Raw genomic sequence first — 17,798 nt, forward strand, 5'->3', positions numbered from 1 at the left:
GCGTCCCACGGACCGCTCGAACGAAAGGACCCCTCATGGACCCGGTGGCCGCGCTGAACCGGATCGCGTACCTGCTGGAGCGGGCGCAGGAACCCACGTACCGCGTACGGGCGTTCCGCACCGCGCAGGCCGTGGTGGAGGCGATGGAACCGGGCGAGGCGGAACGCCGGGCAGCCACAGGGACGTTGGAGAAGGTCAAGGGGCTCGGGCCGAAGACGGCGGCGGTGGTGCGGGAGGCGCTGGCGGGGCAGGTGCCGGAGTATCTGGCCAGGCTCGAACAGCAGTTGGCGGACTCGTTCGACGTGGCGGAGTCGACGGTCGGCGGCGAGACGCTACGGGCGGCGCTGCGCGGCGACTGCCATCTGCACTCGGACTGGTCCGACGGCGGTGCGTCGATCGAGCTGATGGGACGTACGGCGGTGAAGCTGGGCCATGACTGGGCGGTGCTGACCGACCACTCGCCGCGGCTGACGGTGGCGCGCGGGCTGTCGGCGGAGCGGCTGCGCGAGCAGCTCGACGTGGTGGCGGAACTCAACGAGAACTGGGCGCCGTTCCGGCTGCTGACCGGGATCGAGTGCGACATCCTGCCGGACGGCGAGCTGGACCAGGAGCCCGAGCTGCTGGACCGGCTGGACGTGGTGGTCGGCTCGGTGCACTCGAAGCTGCGGATGGAGGCGCCGGCGATGACCCGGCGGATGGTGAAGGCGGTGCGCAACCCGCTGCTCGACGTGTTGGGGCACTGCACGGGACGGCTGGTGACGGGGCAGGGGCGGCCGGAGTCGGAGTTCGACGCGGAGGAGATCTTCGCGGCCTGCGCGGAGTCGGGAGCCGCGGTGGAGATCAACAGCCGCCCGGAGCGGCTCGACCCGCCGCGCCGGCTGCTGAGGCAGGCCGTCGCGGCGGGCGTGTGGTTCGCCGTGGACACCGACGCCCACGCGCCCGGTCAGCTGGAGTGGCAGATCCTCGGGTGCGCGCGGGCGGAGGAGTGCGGGGTGCCGGCGGAGCGCGTGATCAACACCTGGTCGGCGGACCAGGTCCTGGAGTGGACGCGGACGCGGGAGGCGCCGGCGGGCGTCTGAGGACCCGCGGACCGGCAGGCACCTGAAGGAACCGCGGACCGGCAGGCACCCGAGGGGGACCCGCGGACCGGCGGGCGTCTGAGGACCCGCGGACCGGCCGGCCGTCGCCGGGTCAGTCGCGCGACCGGCGCTGCCACACCGTCGTCATGTTGCAGAACTCCTTGATCCCGTGGCCGGAGAGCTCCCTCCCGTACCCGGAGCGCTTGACGCCGCCGAAGGGGAGCGCGGGGTGGGAGGCGGTCATGCCGTTGACGAAGACACCGCCGGCCTGGAGGTCCCGCACGAAGCGGTCGACCTCGGCGGAGTCGCGGGTCCAGACGTTCGAACTCAGCCCGAACGGCGAGTCGTTGGCGACCGCCACGGCCTCGTCGAGGTCGGCGACGCGGTACAGCGTGGCGACCGGGCCGAAGGCCTCCTCGCGGTGGATCCGCATCTCGGGCGTGATCCCGGCGAGCACGGTCGGCCGGTAGTACCAGCCCGCCCGCAGGTCTTCCGGCCGGCCCCCACCGCACAGCACCTGCGCACCCTTGGCCACCGCGTCGTCGACGAGTTCCTCGAGGTCGCGGCGGCCCTGTTCGGTGGCGAGCGGGCCGACGTCGGTGCCGTCGGCGAGCGGGTCGCCGACGACGAGCGCCGCCATGCGGCCGCTGAAGTCCTCGGCGAAGGAGTCGTAGGCGTCGGCGTGGACGATGAACCGCTTGGCGGCGATGCAGGACTGGCCGTTGTTCTGGACGCGGGCGGTGACGGCGGTGGCCGCGGCGCGCCGCAGGTCGGCCGACGCCATGACGACGTACGGGTCGGAGCCGCCGAGTTCCAGGACGGTCTTCTTCACCTCGTCGCCCGCGATGGCGGCCACCGACCGTCCGGCGGGCTCGCTGCCGGTGAGCGTCGCCGCGGCGACGCGCGGGTCGCGGAGCACCCGCTCCACCTCGCCGGAGCCGATCAGCAGGGTCTGGAAGCAGCCCTCGGGGAAGCCCGAGCGGTGGAACAGTTCGCCCAGGTAGAGGGCGGTCTGGGGAACGTTCGAGGCGTGCTTGAGCAGTCCCGTGTTGCCGGCCATCAGCGCCGGCGCGGCAAAGCGGATGACCTGCCAGAGCGGGAAGTTCCACGGCATGACGGCGAGGACGGGCCCGAGGGGCCGGTACACGACACGGGCGGAGTCGGCGCCGGAGTCCTGGACGTCGGCGTCGGCGGGCCGCTCGTCGGCGAGCAGCCGCTCGGCGTGGTCGGCGTACCAGCGCATGGCCTTGGCGCACTTCGCGGCCTCGGCCCGGGCGGCGACGAGCGTCTTGCCCATCTCGACGGTCATCGTGCGGGCGATGTCGTCACGGTCCTCGTCGAGCAGGTCGGCGGCGCGGCGCATGAGGCGGGCGCGCTCGTCGAAGGGGGCGGCGCGGTAGGTCAGGAACGTCGCGTGGGCGGCCGCGATCCGCCGTTCCACCTCCTCGGGCGGGTGCGGCTGGTACGTCCGCACGGTCTCGCCCGTGGCGGGGTTCACGGTGGCGATGGGCATGGCGTCTCCTCTGCCGACTCGACGCTCCGACCCTCCCCCGGTCGCGGGGCGGCCGCAATCGGGAGAGGGCCGATGGAACGCGCGAGGCCCGTCAGGCCGACGTGAACCGCTCGCTCGCCGCGCCGCGCAGCCGCCCGGCGGGGAGCCTGCGCCCGTACGCGAGGAGCAGCAGGTCCTGCGCCGAGCCGTGCAGGGCGCCGCCGGTGCCGTACGACCAGTCGAGGTCGTCGGCCTCCAGCCGTACGCCGTCGAGCTCGGCCCCGAAGAACCGCAGGCCGCTGGGGCGGACCGCGTCCAGCAGCACGCGCAGCCGGTCCGCGGGGACCCGGCGCCCGTGGCCGAGGGCGACGGCGATGTCGAGGCCGTGCACGACGTCGTGGCCGAGGGCCCCGGCGAGTCCGCCCACGGGCGGCTTCCAGGGGTGGTCGGCGTTGTCCCGGAGGAACGCGGCGAGCCGGGCGGTGGAGTGGGCGGCGGCGTCGCGGCGGGCGACGCGGTCGGTCATCCGGTGCAGGCTGCCGCGGGCCCGGGCGAGCTCGACGAGCGTCGCGGGGAGCGAGAGCCGGAAGCCCATGGACATGTGGGCGGCCACCTCGCGGACCCGCCAGCCGGCGCAGAGGCTCGGGGCCTGCCACTGGGCTTCGTCCAGGCCGTCGAGGAGGTCGGCCAGCTCGCGGCGCTCGGCGGCGATCATGGCCCGGAGGGCGGTGGCGGACGGGGTGGGAGCGGGCGGGACGGGAGCGGACGGGGCGGGGGCCGGGACATCACTCATGGGATCAGCGTGCGGGCGGAGGGCTCCATAAGTCCAAGAACTGCATGTGCTCGCACCTAGAATCACCGGTTATGGAACTGCGACGTCTCCAGTACTTCGTCACGGTGGTCGAGGAGGGCGGCTTCACGCGGGCCGCCGCCCGGCTGCACCTGTCCCAGCCGGGGCTGAGCGCGCAGATCCGGCAGCTGGAACGGGACCTCGGGCAGCCACTGCTCGACCGGTCCGGGCGGACGGTGACACCGACGGAGGTCGGGCGGGCGGTGCTCCCGTACGCGCGAGCCGCCCTGGCGGCCGTGGCGGGGGCGCGGCAGGCGGTGGACGAGTACACCGGGCTGCTGCGGGGCCGGGTCACTCTCGGGATCGTGTCGGGCGTGGCCGGTCACGCCTTCGAACTGCCCGCGCTGCTCGCGGAGTTCAGGGACGCCCACCCAGGGGTGGAGGTCTCGCTGACGGAGGACTCGTCGGAGCGGATGCGGGCGGCCCTGCTGTCCGGGGAGCTCGATCTGGCGCTGCTCGGCACGGCGGACGCGGAACCGCCGCCGGGGCTCGCGTATCGGGTGGTCGTCGACGAGCCCCTGGTGGCCGCGGTCAGGGACGGCGATCCGCTGGCGGGGCGGGACGAGGTGGCCCTGGCGGAGCTGGCGGACCGCGCGCTGATCTGTCTGCCGCGCGGTACGGGCGTCCGCACGGTGCTCGAACGGGCCTGTGCACAGGCGGGCTTCGCGCCGCGGGTGGCGTTCGAGGCGGCGGCTCCGCAGCTGGTTCAGCAGCTCGCGGTGCGCGGCCTGGGCGTGGCGGTGCTGCCGTGGGGCGGGGAGCCGGCGCCGGCGGGGCTGCGCGTCCTGCCCCTGGTCCGCCCGGCGCTGCGCGGCCGTATCGCCCTGGCCCACCGGGACGGCGGGCCGGCGGGCCCGGCGGCCCGCGCGTTCCTGGCCCGCCTGCGGGCCGAACTGCCCGACGCCCGGCCGGGCGTCGACGCCTGAGGGACCTTCGCGGGAGGGTCGTTGCGCGGGCCGGTGCCCGCGGCGGACGATGGGCGCGGAAACCCGCGGAGCCCCGCGGGGCGACTGGCGGGAGTGGGCCGTGGATCCGTTGGAGGACTGGCTGGAGTACATGCAGCCCCGGCTGGCCGGGCTGGTGGACTTCGAACTGCCGGCGGGCGCAGTGACGCTGATGGACCGCTCACCGGCGGCGCTGGCCCGCCTGGAGGCGGAGCTGCTGGCCAGGACCGCCCCCGGGACGGATTTCCTGGAGCGGGTCGCCGGATTCCTCGGCGAGTCCCTGCTGTCGGCGGCGGGCGGGAGCTGGACCTGGGACGAGCGGCGGGGTCTGCCGGTCGTGACGCCGGACCCGGAGCTGGGCCTGCCGCCGGTCTGCCCGGCGGAGCTGGTCGAAGAGGCCCGACTGCGCCGTGACGGCGACGAGTTCGGCCGCGGTCTGCGGGAACTGGAGCGGGCGGTCGCCGAGAAGCAGGCCGCCGTACCCGGATGGACGCCGGTCAAGCAGCCGACCCCGGGCCTCGATGAGGACCCGACGGCCACCTTCGACTGGCCGTATCTGGACGCGTGGCTGGCGGAGCGCGCGGCAGGCCTGCCGGCCTGGCTCGCCACGTACGCGGAGCGGCCGGAGCTCTGGGACTTCAGCCAGGGGTCGTTGGACGAACTCGAGGCGGCGGCGCGCCAACGGGTGGCCGGACCGGACGAGTTGGCGGCGCACCACGAGTTCGCCGAGGGGGCCTCGTGGTACCTCGGCGAGGTGCTGCGGCCGGCGATGCGCGCGCAGTGGTGCTACGTCCCCGGTGAGCCCGACGGGGACAACATGTTCGTCGGGCGTCCCTTCCTGGACCAGCTGATCCCTGACGGGACGGTGGCCGTGCCGTTCCTGCTGATCCAGGTCGCGCTCGCCGACCGCGGTCCGGGTGTGCTTCGTCACGCCTACGATCGGCTCACTTGATCCTGTCTCCCAGTGGGCATGTGGCAATAGGTTGGTCATCGCCGTTGCCTGCAGGGGGAGTTGGTCGTGAACGGACGCCGTCGGGTCCGAACGTTATTGGTCGCGGTGACGCTGGCGGCGCTGTGCGGGCCGCTCGGCTTGGCGGTCCCGGGAGTGGCCGCGCCGAAGCCGGTGCCGCTGCCCAGCTTCGACGGGCCCGCGCCGGATCCGGAGACCCTGCCGGGCGGGTCGCGTCCGGGCCCGTTCGGCCCGAAGCAGACGTACGAGTACCTGAACCCCGCCGAGTGGCTGCGTGGCCGCGCGGAGCCGAAGGCCCACGAAGTGGCGGCGGCGCTGCTCGACAAGAGGGCCAAGACTTCGGGGTTCTGGCAGCACGCCCTGAAAGCGCGGCAGGACTACCTGCGGAAAAAGGCCAAGGATCTGAACAAGTACCGCAAGAATCCCGTGGGCAAGCCGCCGATCGAGGCGCCCTGGAACAAGTGGCTCGGGCCGTACGTTTCGAATCAGGGCAACGACTACCAGGGCAAGGCCTTCGTCCAACACATCGTGGAGCGGCTCAAGCTCGGTGCGAACCACGGCTGGCAGACGGAGCTGCACGTCCCTGAGGTGAACCGCTACTACGACTTGGCCAACGTGGAACTCGGCCTGTACTACGAGCTCAAGTCCGGCAAGGGCATCGACGCGAAGGAACTGGCGCGCGACAAGGCGTTCATCGAGGCCGAGCGGGGGAAGGACAACCCCCGGCGGCTGGTGTACATCTTCGCCGTACCGCCGACCAAAGAGGCCAAGAGGCTGCTCGAGGAGGCCGGCATCGACTATGTCGTGGTGCCGGCCCAGAAGAAGGTGATCAACCCGGGCGGTCCGCCGCACGATCCGAACGACCAGAAGTTCAAGCCCCGTAAGGACGACGGCGGGCCCGACGGCAACGGGCCCGACGGCGGCGGCACCCCCAACGGCGGGCCGCAGGCCGGCGGTCCCCAGGGCGGCGCCTCCGCCGACGACACCCTGCGCGCGCCCGACCAGTATCAGGCTCCGGCCGCGGCGCCGGCGGAGATCGGCGACTCCGGGGACACCCGGGAGGAGGCCGCCGAACTGCGCGATATCGACCGGCAACTCGCCGCGGAATCCGGCCACCCTGAGCTGGCCGAGGACCTGGGCGGCGTCGACTTCTCGACGCTGGAGCTGCGTTACGTCTCCGACACCTACCACAAGGGCTCCGGCGTGCAGTACGCGTTCAAGGCCGATGCCCTGCCGGCCGACGAGGAGTCCTTCGGCGGCCGGAAGGCGGCGCAGCTCGCCTCGGACTCGTTCTTCGTCTGGCTGGAGCTGCCGCCGTCCGCGTTCACCGTCAACCTCAACCCGGACGAGCCCGAGCGGATCATCGACGAGAAGTTCGGCAGGACCGACGCCGGGCGGGTGCTGCTGGAGGCCGACCTGGCGATGAAGAAGTCGGTGGCGAAGTTCATCCACCCGAACAAGCCGGGCGGCCAGAAGTTCTGGGACTCGCTGCGCGGCGAGACCAAGTGCGTCTCCATGCGGCAGTGGATCGTGCCCGGCACGGCCACCGTCCGCGAGACCGGCGACGAGCTGTACATCCTGGACGCACCGCTGCAGGTGAAGATGGAGTCGGAGGTCATCAAGACCCCGGGCGTCGGCGGCAACACAGGCTGCGGACAGCAGGACGAGGCCAGCACCCAGCACAACACGGCGCTGTACCGCTCGACGATCCTGCCGCAGGTCCAGAACGCGGTGAACACCGCGCCCGAGTACGCCGATCTGCGCCGGGTCTACGCCAGCCGGGTCGCCGCCGAATGGTTCCGCAAGCGCAGCACCACCAAGCACACCGCGTACTCGGACCTCATCGGCAAGGGCGACATCAGCCGCTGGGCCTCCAACGAGAAGTGGACTCCCCGTGACGTCTTCGACCGTTACGTCCAGTCGTACAAGAACGGCGAGTTCAAGGTGAAGCGCACCACCACCAAGGGCAACATCATCTATACGAACACCTACGTCTACGGCGGGGTGGACTTCACCCGGATCAACCAGAACCGGCTGAGCGCCGCCAAGTTCGCCAAGGACCACCCCGCGCTCAGTGCCACGGCGCGCAACGCGCTGGACGCGCCGAGCGGCGAGGGGTCCGACGTGTGGCTCGGCGGTCAGACCACGGCCGTACCCACGGACGAGGCCTTCGCCAGCCCCGAACCGGCGACGTCGAAACCGCTGTTCTACGTCCTGGGGGCGGTGCCGCTCGCGGCCTGGCTCGTGACGGGCGGAGCGCTGTGGTGGCGCCGCAGGACCGACTCGGCGACGGGGGCCGGCCTGTGACCACGACGAGCGTGCACACGCCACTGGCGCCGCCGGCCGCTCCGAAGCCTCCGGGCGCCGTGTTCGCGGCGAGCTACCTGTTCGCCGGGGTGGCCGCGCTGGCGCTGGTCTCCGCGGTCGGCACCCTGTTCGCCGTCCCCGAGTTCCGCCACCTGCGCAGCGAGGAGGCCGCCGACAGCACGGCAGGGGACCTGGCCGCGTACGGTCTGATCGCGTTCGCCGTGTTCACGATCGTGTTCGGCGGCCTGTGTCTGCTGCTGGCCCTGCTCGACGGGCGGGGACGGCAGGGGGCCCGAGTGACGACCTGGGTCGTCGGCGGGGTGGCCGTCATCTTCAACATCGCACTGCTGGCGGCCGGCTTCTACGACTCCGTGCCCTGGTACGGCGACCTGACCCGGCTCGTGTCCGCCGGGATGCTGCTCCTGACGCTCGCCTCGGTCACGCTGCTGGCGCTGCCGGCTTCCCACGGGTACTTCCGGGCCGCGATATCGGCCCGGCAGAGCGTGCGTCCCGCTTTCGCGCCGCCCCCGACTCCCCCGCCCTTCGGCCTCCAGCCGCAGCCCCCCGCCAACGTGCCCCCGCCTCCGGCGAACATGCCCCCGCCTCCCGGCTATCCGCCGCTCCCGCCCGGCACCCCGCCCCCACCGCCCTACCTCCCGCACCCCCAGGTCGCCGCACGCCGGCCGGTCACCGTCACCATGGCCATGGCCGTCCTGGTGGGCGTCGCGACCGTCACCCTCGTGGCCGCCGTCATGGAGATCCGCACGTACCAGGCCATCCTGGGCTGGTACGACGACTACAAGCGGACCATGGAGAAGCAGACCGCCCCGTACGGCATCGACGTGGCCTTCCCCGAGCTCCCGGACACCACCGCGGGGCCGACCGTCCTCGTGGTCGTGGCCCTGGCGGCGGTCGCGGCGCTCCTGATCGGCCTGGCGATCGCGATCCGGCTGCCCCGCCCACGAGCGCGCGTCATGGCACTCGTCGCCACCGCGCTGTTCGCCGCGCTGGCCACGGGCCGCGGCCTGCTGACGGCGACCACGCAGGCCACCATGAGCCGGATCGGGGAGCAGTCGCAGCGGCTGAAGGAGAGCATGGGCGGGGGGCAGTACAAGGACGCGTTCCCCAGCATCACCGAGATCTACCCCGCATGGTCGTACCAGGCCGCCTACCTGACGACGGCTCTCGCGGTCCTCGGGTACGTCACGGTCTTCGTGCTGCTGCTCCTGCGCCGTTCGAACGTCTGGTTCGACCCGATGGCAGGACAGCGCGCGCACCCGTACGTCCCGCCGCCGCAGTACCCCGGACCGGGATACGGGCCGTATCCCGGTCAGTGACCACGCACCCGCTCAGAGGGGCGGGAGCCTTCTGTGGAGGAGGCAGAACACGTTGCCCTCCGGGTCGGCCAGGACGTGCCAGTTCTCGTTGCCGGTCTGGCCGACGTCGGCGGGCGTGGCGCCGAGGGCGAGGAGGCGCTGCAGTTCGGCGTCCTGGTCGCGATCGGTGGGGTTGACGTCGATGTGCAGGGGGAGCTTGCCGGGGCGGGGGTCGGTGCTGGGGCTGAGGACGAGGGTGGGCTGCGGACCGCCGAACCCGGCGTCGGGCGGGCCGATCTCGATGCTTCCGTCGTCCTCCCGGCCCAGTTCGACGTAGCCCAGGACCTCGCTCCAGAACGCGGCGAGCCGTTCGGGGTCGGCACAGTCGAGGATCAGTTCACTGATGCGGCATGCCATGGCCGGAAGTGTAGGCGCCGCGCCCCCGGTTGTTCGTCGTCCAGGCCAGCGCGCCCGCCAGGTGGGCACGGAAGGCGGGATGTGCGTACGACTCCGCCGTGTGGCCCAGTGCCGTGAAGAGGAAGCGGCCGCCCATGTTCTCGTGGCACCAGGCCAGGGGGTGGTCCGCGCCGTGGCCGCCGCCCTCGTACGTGGACTCGTCGGCGCGCAGGAGGACGTGGACGTCGGGGCGGCGGGGGTGGGTGGTGAAGTCGTACCACTCGTCCGTCCAGTGCCATTTCCGCGGCAGGGGTTCCGTCGCTAGGTGCCGCCCGTCCTCCACGTGGACGATTCCGGCCTGGAGCGGGGGGTGGCCGGCGAAGCGGGTGCCCAACAGGGCGCCGTAGAAAGGCCAGTCGGGCTCGGCGTTGGCGGCCGCGTGGACGGCGAGGAGGCCGCCGCCCGCCCGTACGTAGGACTCCAGGGCGGCGCGGGAGGGGTCCGTGAGGACCTCGCCGGTGGTCGAGAGGAGGACGACCGTGGCGCAGCGGTCCAGGCGGTCGGTGGTGAGCGCCTCCGGGTCCTCCGTCGTCTCGGCCCCGAGGCCCAGTCCGGACGCCAGCTCGCAGAGCGCGGCCGCGCCGGCCGGGATGGAGTCGTGGCGGTATCCCGCGGTGCGGGTGTAGACGAGGACACCGTCTGTCGTCGGCACGCCGTGGACTTCCTTTCAGCAGAAAGTGGTGACAGCAAGCGCTTTCCCCGTGAACCTAGTCAGCGATACTCGCGTGCCGCAAGCCTCCTCCGTCCGCAACACTGCGCCGATGACCGTCCCCTCCCGCTCGCGCACCGCCCTCGCCCACGTCGCCGCCCGGTCCTCCGGCACGCCGCTCGATCCCTCGCTCCGCGTGACCCTCAACTTCCATCCGCATTTCCTCGACCGGCTCGCCCAGGACGGCGTCTATCGCTCGCAGTTCGTGACCGGAACCAGCAACGGCGGGCTCACCGCACGGCCGGGCGGGGACCGGTGGCGCTGGGAGAGCCGGATCTTCGGAGGGGCGTACGACGGGGCCCCGGCGCACGAGCGTCCCGTGTACGGCGCGCTGAACCACCGCCGCCGCCCCTTCGGGGCCGCCCCGCGGTTCGGCTCGGCGCATCTGCGACTGTCCGCCGACGCCCTCCCCCGCGGGACCTTCTGCTACCCGGACAGCTGGCTGGAGCCCGCCCACTTCGGCGTGGCCGGCCGCATGGCGCTGGTCGCGCTCGCCGACGCGGACGACGCCGACCCGCTCGACGACTACATCGAGGCGCAGATCCACGGCCCGGTCGAACTCGCCCGCCACGTGGAGGCCCTGGTCCTGGACCCGAGCCACCGCGGCACCGAGGTCGAGGCCGCGGCCCGGCGGCTTCCCTGCCCCGTCGAATGGCACGGCGGTTTCCGGCTCACCGTCGAGGAACTCCGCCGGCACCCGGACTACCGGGGCCCGCGCTACGTGGAACTGGGCGCCGCGCTCGCGGTCGACGGGGTCCTGGACGCACGCATCGTGCAGGAGGCGGCCGAGTCCGGACGGTACGACCGGCAGGACGTGAAGAAGGTCTGGCACTGCCTGGCCCGCTTCGGGGCACCGGAGCGCCACCGGGCCGGCGAGGCGTGACGTTTCGGAGTCCCGCCCCCGGCTCCTCCGCCAGGAGGCCGAAACGCTGTCCGCTGAACCGGTCGGCCCGGCGCGGCGATGAGTCCGGGGGCACCGGCGGGTCTATCTCTTGACGGGTAACCGACACGGAGCAGCCGACTCATCGGGAGTACGTCATGGGCCTCATCCGCATCGAGATGTTCGCGACCCTCGATCTCGTCGCGCAGGCGCCAGGAGGCCCCGACGAGGATCCGGCAGGGTTCCCGTTCGGCGGCTGGCAGGCGCCTCTGCTGGACGAGGTCGCCGGGGCGCAGATCGCCGCCGCGTACGAAGGGACGGACGCGCTCCTTCTCGGCCGACGGACGTACGACATCTTCGCCTCCTACTGGCCGCACCAGGAAGGAGGCCAGGACAACGAGATCGCCAGGCTCTTCAACAGCATCCCGAAGTACGTGGCGTCTCGCGGTACGCCCGAACTCTCGTGGGCCGGGTCCACGCAGCTCGGCCCGGACCTGGCCGGCGCGGTGCGCGAGATCCGTGACCGGCACGAGAACGTGAAGGTCGTCGGGAGCCTGAACCTCGTGCAGACCCTCCTGCGCGAGAAGCTCTTCGACCGGCTCGACCTCTGGCTGCACCCGATCACGCTCGGCGTCGGGAAGAGGGTGTTCGACGACGGCACGGTGCCCACCAACGTCACGCTGCTCGCACCCCCGGTGGCAAGTCCGCAGGGCACCGTGTACCTGCGCTACGGGCTCGCCGAGGGCACCCCCGCCACGGGTGACATGAGCGCACCCGATCGCGGTGTCTCCTCCACCGACACCTGACATGCCCCCGTTCGGTTAACATACATACATGCATGTACGTAAAGAGCAGACGTCCGCCGACGGGGCCGGCTCCGCGCCCCGTCGCTCCGGACAGGCCGAGCGCAGGGCCCAGAGCCGTGCCGCGTTGCTGGAGTCCGCCGCCCGCGGCCTGTCCCGGTACGGCTACGGGAACCTCGTACTGGAGCAGGTGGCCCGCTCCGCCGGGTACACCCGGGGCGCCCTCTACCACCAGTTCAAGGACAAGCAGGAGTTGACCCTGGCCGCTCTCGAGTGGGTGCTGGCCACCTGGGAGGAGGAGGTGGGCGTCCTCGTCGAGCGTGAACCGGAGCCCGTCGCGGCTCTGTTGGCCATGGCGCGCGGCCATGCCGTCTTCTGCCGGCGCGACATCGCCCGCATGGCGATGGCGCTGCGGCTGGAGCTCGGCGGACAGGACCACCCCGTGGGACGCGCCGTGGAGGAGGCGTACGCCGCGCTGGTCGCCGACTGCCGCCGGCTCGTCGAGGCCGGGCGCGCGACGGGGGCGATCCCGCCCGGCCCGCCGGCCGACACGCTCGCACTCGCCTTCGTCGGCGCCCTCGAAGGAACAGTCGCCGCGCTGGTGGGCCGGGCGCCGGAGGACGAACTGCTCGCCGAGCGCGCCGCCGTCGGCGTGCTCGGGCTCCACCCCGACAGCGCCGACCGTACGGAGAACCGCTCATGAGGATCGCCCCGACCGCATACCGGTCGCGCCCGTGGCGCGCGCACGAGGTCGCCCCGGACTTCCGCGTCGAGGACGTGTGGGCCCTGCCCACCCCCGGAGGCCCGGACGACTTTCCCCTGCTGGTGGACTGGTTCACCCGGGACGACGGCCCCAACCCCTTCTCCGGCATCGCCGGCCTGCTGTTCGCGTTGCGCATGCGGCTGGGCCGCGTCCTGGGTCTGGACCGGAGCGGAGAGGGTCTCGGCTCGCGGGTGCCGTCGCTCCGTACGCGCCTGCCGCGGAGTCTGCGCGAGAGCCCCCACGGTCCCGACATGCCTTCGCTGCCCTTCACCTCCGTCTACCTGACCGAGACGGAGTGGGCCGCCGAGAGCGCCAACCGCACCGTGCACACGGTGCTGCACCTCGGCTGGGTCCCCGACGGAAGCGGCGGCCATCGCGGCGAGATGACCGTCCTCGTGAAGCCGAACGGCCTGCTCGGCCGCGTCTACATGGCGACTGTCGCCCCCTTCCGCCTCCTGATCGTGTATCCCGCGCTGATGCGCATGATCCGGCGGGAATGGCGGGCGGGCGGTGCCGTCGCTGAGAACGTCACGCCGGCGTCGGGGACGACGTCGAATCCTACGGTCCGTCAACTGCACGACATCCCCGCCGAGATACGTACGCTCGCCCCCGTCGGGTCCGGGTACGCCGACCTCTTCACCCTCACCGCGCCCGGAGCCTCGCAGAGCACGCCGGAGCAGTGGGCTCGCGCGCTGTTCGAGGAAGTCGCGGGTCTCCAGGGCCAGTTCGTCTGGCGAGTGCTGCTGGGGCTCCGGCTGCGCCGGAGTCCGTCATCGGACGTCGTGGCCGGATGGCGGGTCGTGGAGCGTCGCGACGGGTCGATCCGGCTCGAGGCCCGGTCCTGGATGCTGACCGGAAGTCTCGTGGTCGGCGTGGACGGTGACCGGGTGTCCCTGGCGACGGCCGTGCGGTACGACCGTCCGGTCGCGGCCCGCATCTGGGCGCCGCTGGCCGCGGTGCACCGTCGGCTCGCCCCCGACCTTCTGCGCGACGCGTACCGACTGCTGCACCCGGTGCCGCCCCGCTGAAGCCCCCCGGAGAGGGTACGCCGGGGCACGCGAGCCATTGTCGTAACGGATACAGGTCTGTATCTTCTGGCACGCCGTGCCCCTCGCCCCCGCCCTCTGGAGCGCCCATGAGCACCGTGCCCGCCGCACTCGCCGCCGCCGTCGGCCCCCTTCCGGAGGGGGTCACGCTGCCGCTGCCTCCGACGTTCGAGAGCGTCGAGGCGGAACGGACGTACCGCAAGGAGCAACTGGCCGCCGGTTTCCGGCTGTTCGGGCGGTTCGGGTTCTCCGAGGGGGTCGCGGGGCACATCACGGTGCGCGACCTGGGGAACCCCGACGCCTTCTGGGTCAATCCCTTCGGGATGGCCTTCGGCCAGATCAAGGCCTCGGACCTGATCCTCGTCGACCACGAGGGCAACGTCCTGGAGGGCCGCCGGCCGGTGAACCGGGCCGCGTTCGTCATCCACTCCCAGGTGCACGCCGCCCGGCCGGACGCGGTAGCCGCCGCGCACTCGCACTCCCTGCACGGCAAGGCGTTCTCCAGCCTCGGCATACCGCTGGACCCGATCACCCAGGACGCCTGCGCGTTCTTCGAGGACCACGGGATCTACGACGACTACCGCGGTGTCGTCAACGAGCGGGACGAGGGCGCGCGGGTCGCCAAGGCGCTCGGCCCGTACAAGGCGGTCATCCTCAAGAACCACGGGCTGCTGACGGTCGGTCACTCCGTAGCCGAGGCCGTCTGGTGGTTCGTCACCATGGAGCGTTCCTGCCAGGCCCAGTTGCTGGCGATGGCCGCCGGTACGCCGCAGCTCATCGACCGGGAGACGGCGCTGGTGACCCGGGGCCAGCTCGGCGGCCACCTCGCGGGCTGGTTCCAGGCGCAGCCGCTGTGGGATCAGATCACGGCGTCCGATCCGGATCTGTTCGACTGACGCCGGCGGCCGGGACGGTCAGGGCGGCGAGCAGCGGGGGCAGGAAGTCCTTCTCCAGTGCGCCCGGCGGGAGTTCGTCCGGCTCGACGTAGCTCTGCGCCAGGCCGCCCTCGCGCAGCGCCACCAGGAGCCGGGCGAACCGGTCGGCGTCCACGGTGAGTTCGCGGCCGGCCCGGCGCAGTACGGACGTCAGGCCGCGGGCGAGCTCTGCCCGCAGCCGGGCGTCGTGCCGGGCCAGCACCCACGCGGCCTGCCGGTCCCGGATCGCGTACAGCGTGAACTCCGTGGTGACCAGGTACCAGTCCCGCTCGTCCGGCTCGATCCGGGCGGCGAGCGCGGCGAGCCCCTCCAGCGTGAAGTCCGCGGGCTCCAGCTCGTCCACGGCCTGTGCGAGGCGGGAGACGATGCGTTCGCTGTGCTCGTCGAACAGCGCGAGGAACAGCTCGTCCTTGCTGCTGAAGTTCGAGTAGAAGGCGCCGCGGGTGTAGCCGGCGCCCTCGCAGATCTGCTCGATGGAGGAGGCGTGGTAGCCCTGCTCGGCGAAGGTCTCGAGCGCCGCCTTCAGCAGCGCGGCACGGGTGCGGGGCCGCCGCCCCGTGATCCCCTTCGGCACCGTGTCCTCCTCCTGTCCGGCGCCCGTCCCCGCCGGCGCGGCGGCCCACGATACCGGTGACGCCGGACGGCTCTCCCGGGCACGGTCCGGACCCTGCGGATAAAATTCACGCATGGGAGAGCGGCCGTTCGTGCCCGTCGCGCCCGAGCTGGTCCTCGAGATCGACGGGGACGCGACTGTGATGAGTCCCAGCCGGGAGTACCGCATCGGGCGCGACCCCACCAGCGACATCGTGCTGGCCGACGCCCGGGCGTCGTGGCACCACGCACTGCTGCGTGCGGAGGGCGACCACTGGACGCTGCGGGACGAGGACAGCACGAACGGCACGTACGCGGCCGGCCGCCGCGTCCGCACGGCCAGCGACGTCGGGCCCGGGACGGTGATCCGCTTCGGGCATCCGGACGACGGCCCCCGCGCGATCCTCTCCGGCCACCGGCCCGCCCCGCCCCCGCCGCCGACGCCGGAGACCCCCCGGACGGAGCAACCCGAACCGCCGGCGGCCGAGCCGTACGCGCCGGAGCCGTCCGCGCCCACCCCGCCGGTGTCCCCCGAGCCGTACGAGCCGACTCCCCCGGCCCTGCAGCCGTACGCCGCCGAACCCGCGGAAGCCCCAGCCCCAGCCCCCGCCCCGGCCCCCGCCGGCGCCGTCCCGCCCCGGCCGTCCTCCGTCTCGCATCCCGCCGCGACCGGGACCTTCCGGCAGCCGACCTCCATCCGGCCGCTGCCGACCCGCACCGTGCGGATCGGGCGCGGGCCCGACAACGACCTCGTGGTCGACGACCTCGTCGTCTCCCGCCGCCACGCCGAACTGCGCGCGCACCCCGACGGCACGTATTGGATCTACGACGTCGGCAGCCACAACGGCACATACCTCAACGGCCGTCCCGTCGTCCGTGCCCGCGTCACGCCCGCCGACATCGTCGGCATCGGGCACTCCGCGTTCTGTCTGATCGGCGACAAACTCGTCGAGTTCACCGACACCGGCGAGGTCTCGCTGGACGTGCAGGACCTGGCCGTCACCGTCGACCAGGGCCGCAAGACACTCCTCGACGACGTGTCCTTCCCGGTCGGGCAGAAGACCCTGCTGGCCGTCGTGGGCCCGAGCGGCGCGGGCAAGTCGACCCTGCTCAACGCGCTGACCGGCCAGCGGCCCGCCGACCGCGGGACCGTCCTGTACGACGGCCGCGACCTGTACCGCGACTACGCGGAGCTGCGCCAGCGCATCGGGCTCGTCCCGCAGGACGACATCCTCCACGTGCAGCTGACCGTGCGCCGGGCCCTCGGGTACGCCGCCGAGCTGCGCTTCCCCGAGGACACCGGGCGCGACGAGCGGCGCGCCCGGGTCGACGAGGTGATCACCGAACTGGGCCTGGAGCAGCGCGCCGACCAGCACATCCACAGTCTGTCGGGCGGGCAGCGCAAGCGGGTCAGCGTGGCGCTGGAACTGCTGACGAAGCCGTCGCTGCTGTTCCTGGACGAGCCGACGTCGGGCCTCGATCCGGGCATGGACCGGTCCGTGATGCACATGCTGCGCGGGCTCGCGGACGACGGCCGCACGGTCATCGTCGTGACGCACAGCGTGCTCAGCCTCGACGTCTGCGACCGGCTGCTCGTGCTCGCCCCCGGCGGCCGGATCGCGTACTACGGGCCGCCCGGCGACAGCCTCGAATTCTTCGGGTTCGACGAGTGGCCGGAGGCCTTCGAGTCGTTCGAGACCGACCGTGACCGCGACTGGGCCGGCCAGTACCGGACCTCACACCTCCACCAGCAGTACGTCACGGACGCGATGGAACGTCCCCAGCTCCCCGAGGGCGCCCAGGGCGCCGCGGCGCCGCCCGCCCCTCCGCCGAAGGCGCAGAGCTGGGGCGCGCAGCTGCGGACCCTGGTCCGCCGGTACGCGGCCGCGCTCAGCGCCGACCGGACCTTCCTGATCGTGATGGTGGCGCTGCCGTTCATCATGGGCGCGATGGCGCGGGCGCTGTCGGAGGGCAGCCTGGGGCCCGAGTCGACGATGAACGTCCTGCTCATCCTGTGTGTGGGCGGCACTTTCACGGGCGCGGCGAACGCGGTGCGGGAGCTGGTGAAGGAGCGGACCATCTACCGCCGGGAGAGAGCCGTCGGCCTGTCTCGTTCCGCGTATCTGATGTCGAAGGTGGTCGTCCTCGGCACGGTGACCGTGGTGCAGGCGGTGGTCCTGACGCTGGTCGCCCTGGTCGGGGTGCCGCTGAACGTGCCGGACGGCAAGGGCGTGCTGATGCCGCCGCTTCTGGAGCTGACGCTGGCCGTGGCGCTGCTGTCGTTCACCGCCATGGTGCTGGGCCTGTTCGTCTCCGCCCTGGTCCGCAAGGAGGAGGTGACCATGCCGCTGCTCGTCCTGATCGCCATCGTGCAGGTGGTGTTCTGCGGCGGGCTGCTGACCGTGCACGGCACGGCGGTGGTGGAGCAGATGGCGTGGCTGGTGCCGTCGCGGTGGGCGTTCGCGGCGATGGGCGCGACCATCGACATCGAGAAGGTCGCGCCGAACGAGAAGACCACGGATCCGCTGATGGACCACACCGCCGCCGCATGGCTGTTCGACATGGGGATGCTGGTGGTCCTCTGCGTCGTCCTCGGTTTCGCGGTGGCCCGGCTGCTGCGGCGGCACGAACCGGTGATCATGCGAAAGTAGGCCGCC

At 72.6% G+C, this 17,798-nt stretch carries 16 protein-coding genes; 11 read left to right on the top strand and 5 right to left on the bottom strand.

The genetic code is table 11. From position 1 onward, the window contains the following. The first annotated feature begins 35 nt into the window (after positions 1–35). On the top strand, positions 36–1,079 hold the full coding sequence (locus tag ACGFMM_RS23240; RefSeq protein WP_393648326.1) for a PHP domain-containing protein: 1,044 nt from the start codon (positions 36–38) through the stop codon (positions 1,077–1,079). Between the two features lie 112 nt (positions 1,080–1,191). On the opposite strand, the gene ACGFMM_RS23245 is transcribed toward ACGFMM_RS23240, so the two are convergent. Beyond that, positions 1,192–2,592 (bottom strand): NADP-dependent succinic semialdehyde dehydrogenase, encoded by a 1,401-nt coding sequence (locus tag ACGFMM_RS23245; protein ID WP_393648327.1) that lies wholly within the window; start codon positions 2,590–2,592, stop codon positions 1,192–1,194. A gap of 91 nt (positions 2,593–2,683) precedes the next feature. Beyond that, positions 2,684–3,286, bottom strand: coding sequence for a maleylpyruvate isomerase family mycothiol-dependent enzyme (locus tag ACGFMM_RS23250; protein WP_393648426.1), 603 nt, complete (start codon positions 3,284–3,286; stop codon positions 2,684–2,686). 149 nt (positions 3,287–3,435) lie between these two features. Between ACGFMM_RS23250 and ACGFMM_RS23255 the strand changes: the two genes are divergently transcribed. From ACGFMM_RS23255 to ACGFMM_RS23270, 4 genes are all read left to right on the top strand, one after another. Then, a complete protein-coding gene (locus tag ACGFMM_RS23255) occupies positions 3,436–4,347 on the top strand; it encodes a LysR family transcriptional regulator (protein WP_393648328.1) in 912 nt (303 codons plus the stop codon). Between the two features lie 100 nt (positions 4,348–4,447). Continuing rightward, positions 4,448–5,317 carry a hypothetical protein gene (locus tag ACGFMM_RS23260; protein ID WP_393648329.1) on the top strand — a complete coding sequence of 290 codons (870 nt, stop codon included), beginning with the start codon at positions 4,448–4,450 and terminating at the stop codon, positions 5,315–5,317. A gap of 66 nt (positions 5,318–5,383) precedes the next feature. Further along, positions 5,384–7,642, top strand: coding sequence for a hypothetical protein (locus ACGFMM_RS23265; RefSeq protein ID WP_393648330.1), 2,259 nt, complete (start codon positions 5,384–5,386; stop codon positions 7,640–7,642). Continuing rightward, entirely contained in the window at positions 7,639–8,979 is a 1,341-nt protein-coding gene (locus ACGFMM_RS23270) for a hypothetical protein (protein WP_393648331.1), read from the top strand. Before ACGFMM_RS23265 ends, ACGFMM_RS23270 begins: the two co-directional genes overlap by 4 nt. Before the next feature lie 12 nt (positions 8,980–8,991). Here the strand turns inward: ACGFMM_RS23270 and ACGFMM_RS23275 are convergent, their stop codons facing one another. Beyond that, positions 8,992–9,375, bottom strand: a complete 384-nt coding sequence (locus tag ACGFMM_RS23275) for a VOC family protein (RefSeq protein WP_393648332.1) — start codon at positions 9,373–9,375, stop codon at positions 8,992–8,994. Further along, on the bottom strand, positions 9,356–10,066 hold the full coding sequence (locus ACGFMM_RS23280) for a ThuA domain-containing protein (RefSeq protein ID WP_393648333.1): 711 nt from the start codon (positions 10,064–10,066) through the stop codon (positions 9,356–9,358). Before ACGFMM_RS23280 ends, ACGFMM_RS23275 begins: the two co-directional genes overlap by 20 nt. Before the next feature lie 109 nt (positions 10,067–10,175). Here ACGFMM_RS23280 and ACGFMM_RS23285 point away from each other — a divergent pair, with 109 nt between their 5' ends. The 5 genes from ACGFMM_RS23285 (at position 10,176) to ACGFMM_RS23305 (ending at position 14,511) form a co-directional block, all read left to right on the top strand. Further along, positions 10,176–11,006: a DUF3626 domain-containing protein gene (locus tag ACGFMM_RS23285; RefSeq protein WP_393648334.1), complete on the top strand. Its 831-nt coding sequence runs from the start codon at positions 10,176–10,178 to the stop codon at positions 11,004–11,006. Positions 11,007–11,161: 155 nt separating this feature from the next. After that, complete coding sequence (locus ACGFMM_RS23290) at positions 11,162–11,809, top strand: dihydrofolate reductase family protein (protein WP_393648335.1); 648 nt, start codon at positions 11,162–11,164, stop codon at positions 11,807–11,809. 28 nt (positions 11,810–11,837) lie between these two features. After that, positions 11,838–12,509 (top strand): TetR/AcrR family transcriptional regulator, encoded by a 672-nt coding sequence (locus ACGFMM_RS23295; RefSeq protein ID WP_393648336.1) that lies wholly within the window; start codon positions 11,838–11,840, stop codon positions 12,507–12,509. After that, positions 12,506–13,597, top strand: coding sequence for a DUF2867 domain-containing protein (locus tag ACGFMM_RS23300; protein ID WP_393648337.1), 1,092 nt, complete (start codon positions 12,506–12,508; stop codon positions 13,595–13,597). Before ACGFMM_RS23295 ends, ACGFMM_RS23300 begins: the two co-directional genes overlap by 4 nt. Before the next feature lie 107 nt (positions 13,598–13,704). After that, on the top strand, positions 13,705–14,511 hold the full coding sequence (locus ACGFMM_RS23305; RefSeq protein WP_393648338.1) for a class II aldolase/adducin family protein: 807 nt from the start codon (positions 13,705–13,707) through the stop codon (positions 14,509–14,511). Here the strand turns inward: ACGFMM_RS23305 and ACGFMM_RS23310 are convergent. Continuing rightward, positions 14,480–15,124 (bottom strand): TetR/AcrR family transcriptional regulator, encoded by a 645-nt coding sequence (locus tag ACGFMM_RS23310; RefSeq protein WP_393648339.1) that lies wholly within the window; start codon positions 15,122–15,124, stop codon positions 14,480–14,482. The genes ACGFMM_RS23305 and ACGFMM_RS23310 overlap by 32 nt on opposite strands. 112 nt (positions 15,125–15,236) lie before the next feature. Between ACGFMM_RS23310 and ACGFMM_RS23315 the strand changes: the two genes are divergently transcribed. Further along, positions 15,237–17,792, top strand: a complete 2,556-nt coding sequence (locus ACGFMM_RS23315) for an FHA domain-containing protein (protein ID WP_393648340.1) — start codon at positions 15,237–15,239, stop codon at positions 17,790–17,792. Positions 17,793–17,798: the final 6 nt, after the last annotated feature.

The organism is Streptomyces sp. NPDC048604, assembly GCF_043199435.1.
Classification (GTDB): Bacteria; Actinomycetota; Actinomycetes; order Streptomycetales; family Streptomycetaceae; genus Streptomyces.

Excerpts from the sequence above, each read along its gene's own strand:
- ACGFMM_RS23240 (WP_393648326.1), top strand. The coding sequence starts at position 36 with ATGGACCCGGTGGCCGCGCTGAACCGGATCGCGTACCTGCTGGAGCGG.
- ACGFMM_RS23245 (WP_393648327.1), bottom strand. The coding sequence starts at position 2,592 with ATGCCCATCGCCACCGTGAACCCCGCCACGGGCGAGACCGTGCGGACG.
- ACGFMM_RS23250 (WP_393648426.1), bottom strand. The coding sequence starts at position 3,286 with ATGATCGCCGCCGAGCGCCGCGAGCTGGCCGACCTCCTCGACGGCCTG.
- ACGFMM_RS23255 (WP_393648328.1), top strand. The coding sequence starts at position 3,436 with ATGGAACTGCGACGTCTCCAGTACTTCGTCACGGTGGTCGAGGAGGGC.
- ACGFMM_RS23275 (WP_393648332.1), bottom strand. The coding sequence starts at position 9,375 with ATGGCATGCCGCATCAGTGAACTGATCCTCGACTGTGCCGACCCCGAA.
- ACGFMM_RS23285 (WP_393648334.1), top strand. The coding sequence starts at position 10,176 with ATGACCGTCCCCTCCCGCTCGCGCACCGCCCTCGCCCACGTCGCCGCC.
- ACGFMM_RS23290 (WP_393648335.1), top strand. The coding sequence starts at position 11,162 with ATGGGCCTCATCCGCATCGAGATGTTCGCGACCCTCGATCTCGTCGCG.
- ACGFMM_RS23295 (WP_393648336.1), top strand. The coding sequence starts at position 11,838 with ATGCATGTACGTAAAGAGCAGACGTCCGCCGACGGGGCCGGCTCCGCG.
- ACGFMM_RS23300 (WP_393648337.1), top strand. The coding sequence starts at position 12,506 with ATGAGGATCGCCCCGACCGCATACCGGTCGCGCCCGTGGCGCGCGCAC.
- ACGFMM_RS23305 (WP_393648338.1), top strand. The coding sequence starts at position 13,705 with ATGAGCACCGTGCCCGCCGCACTCGCCGCCGCCGTCGGCCCCCTTCCG.
- ACGFMM_RS23315 (WP_393648340.1), top strand. The coding sequence starts at position 15,237 with ATGGGAGAGCGGCCGTTCGTGCCCGTCGCGCCCGAGCTGGTCCTCGAG.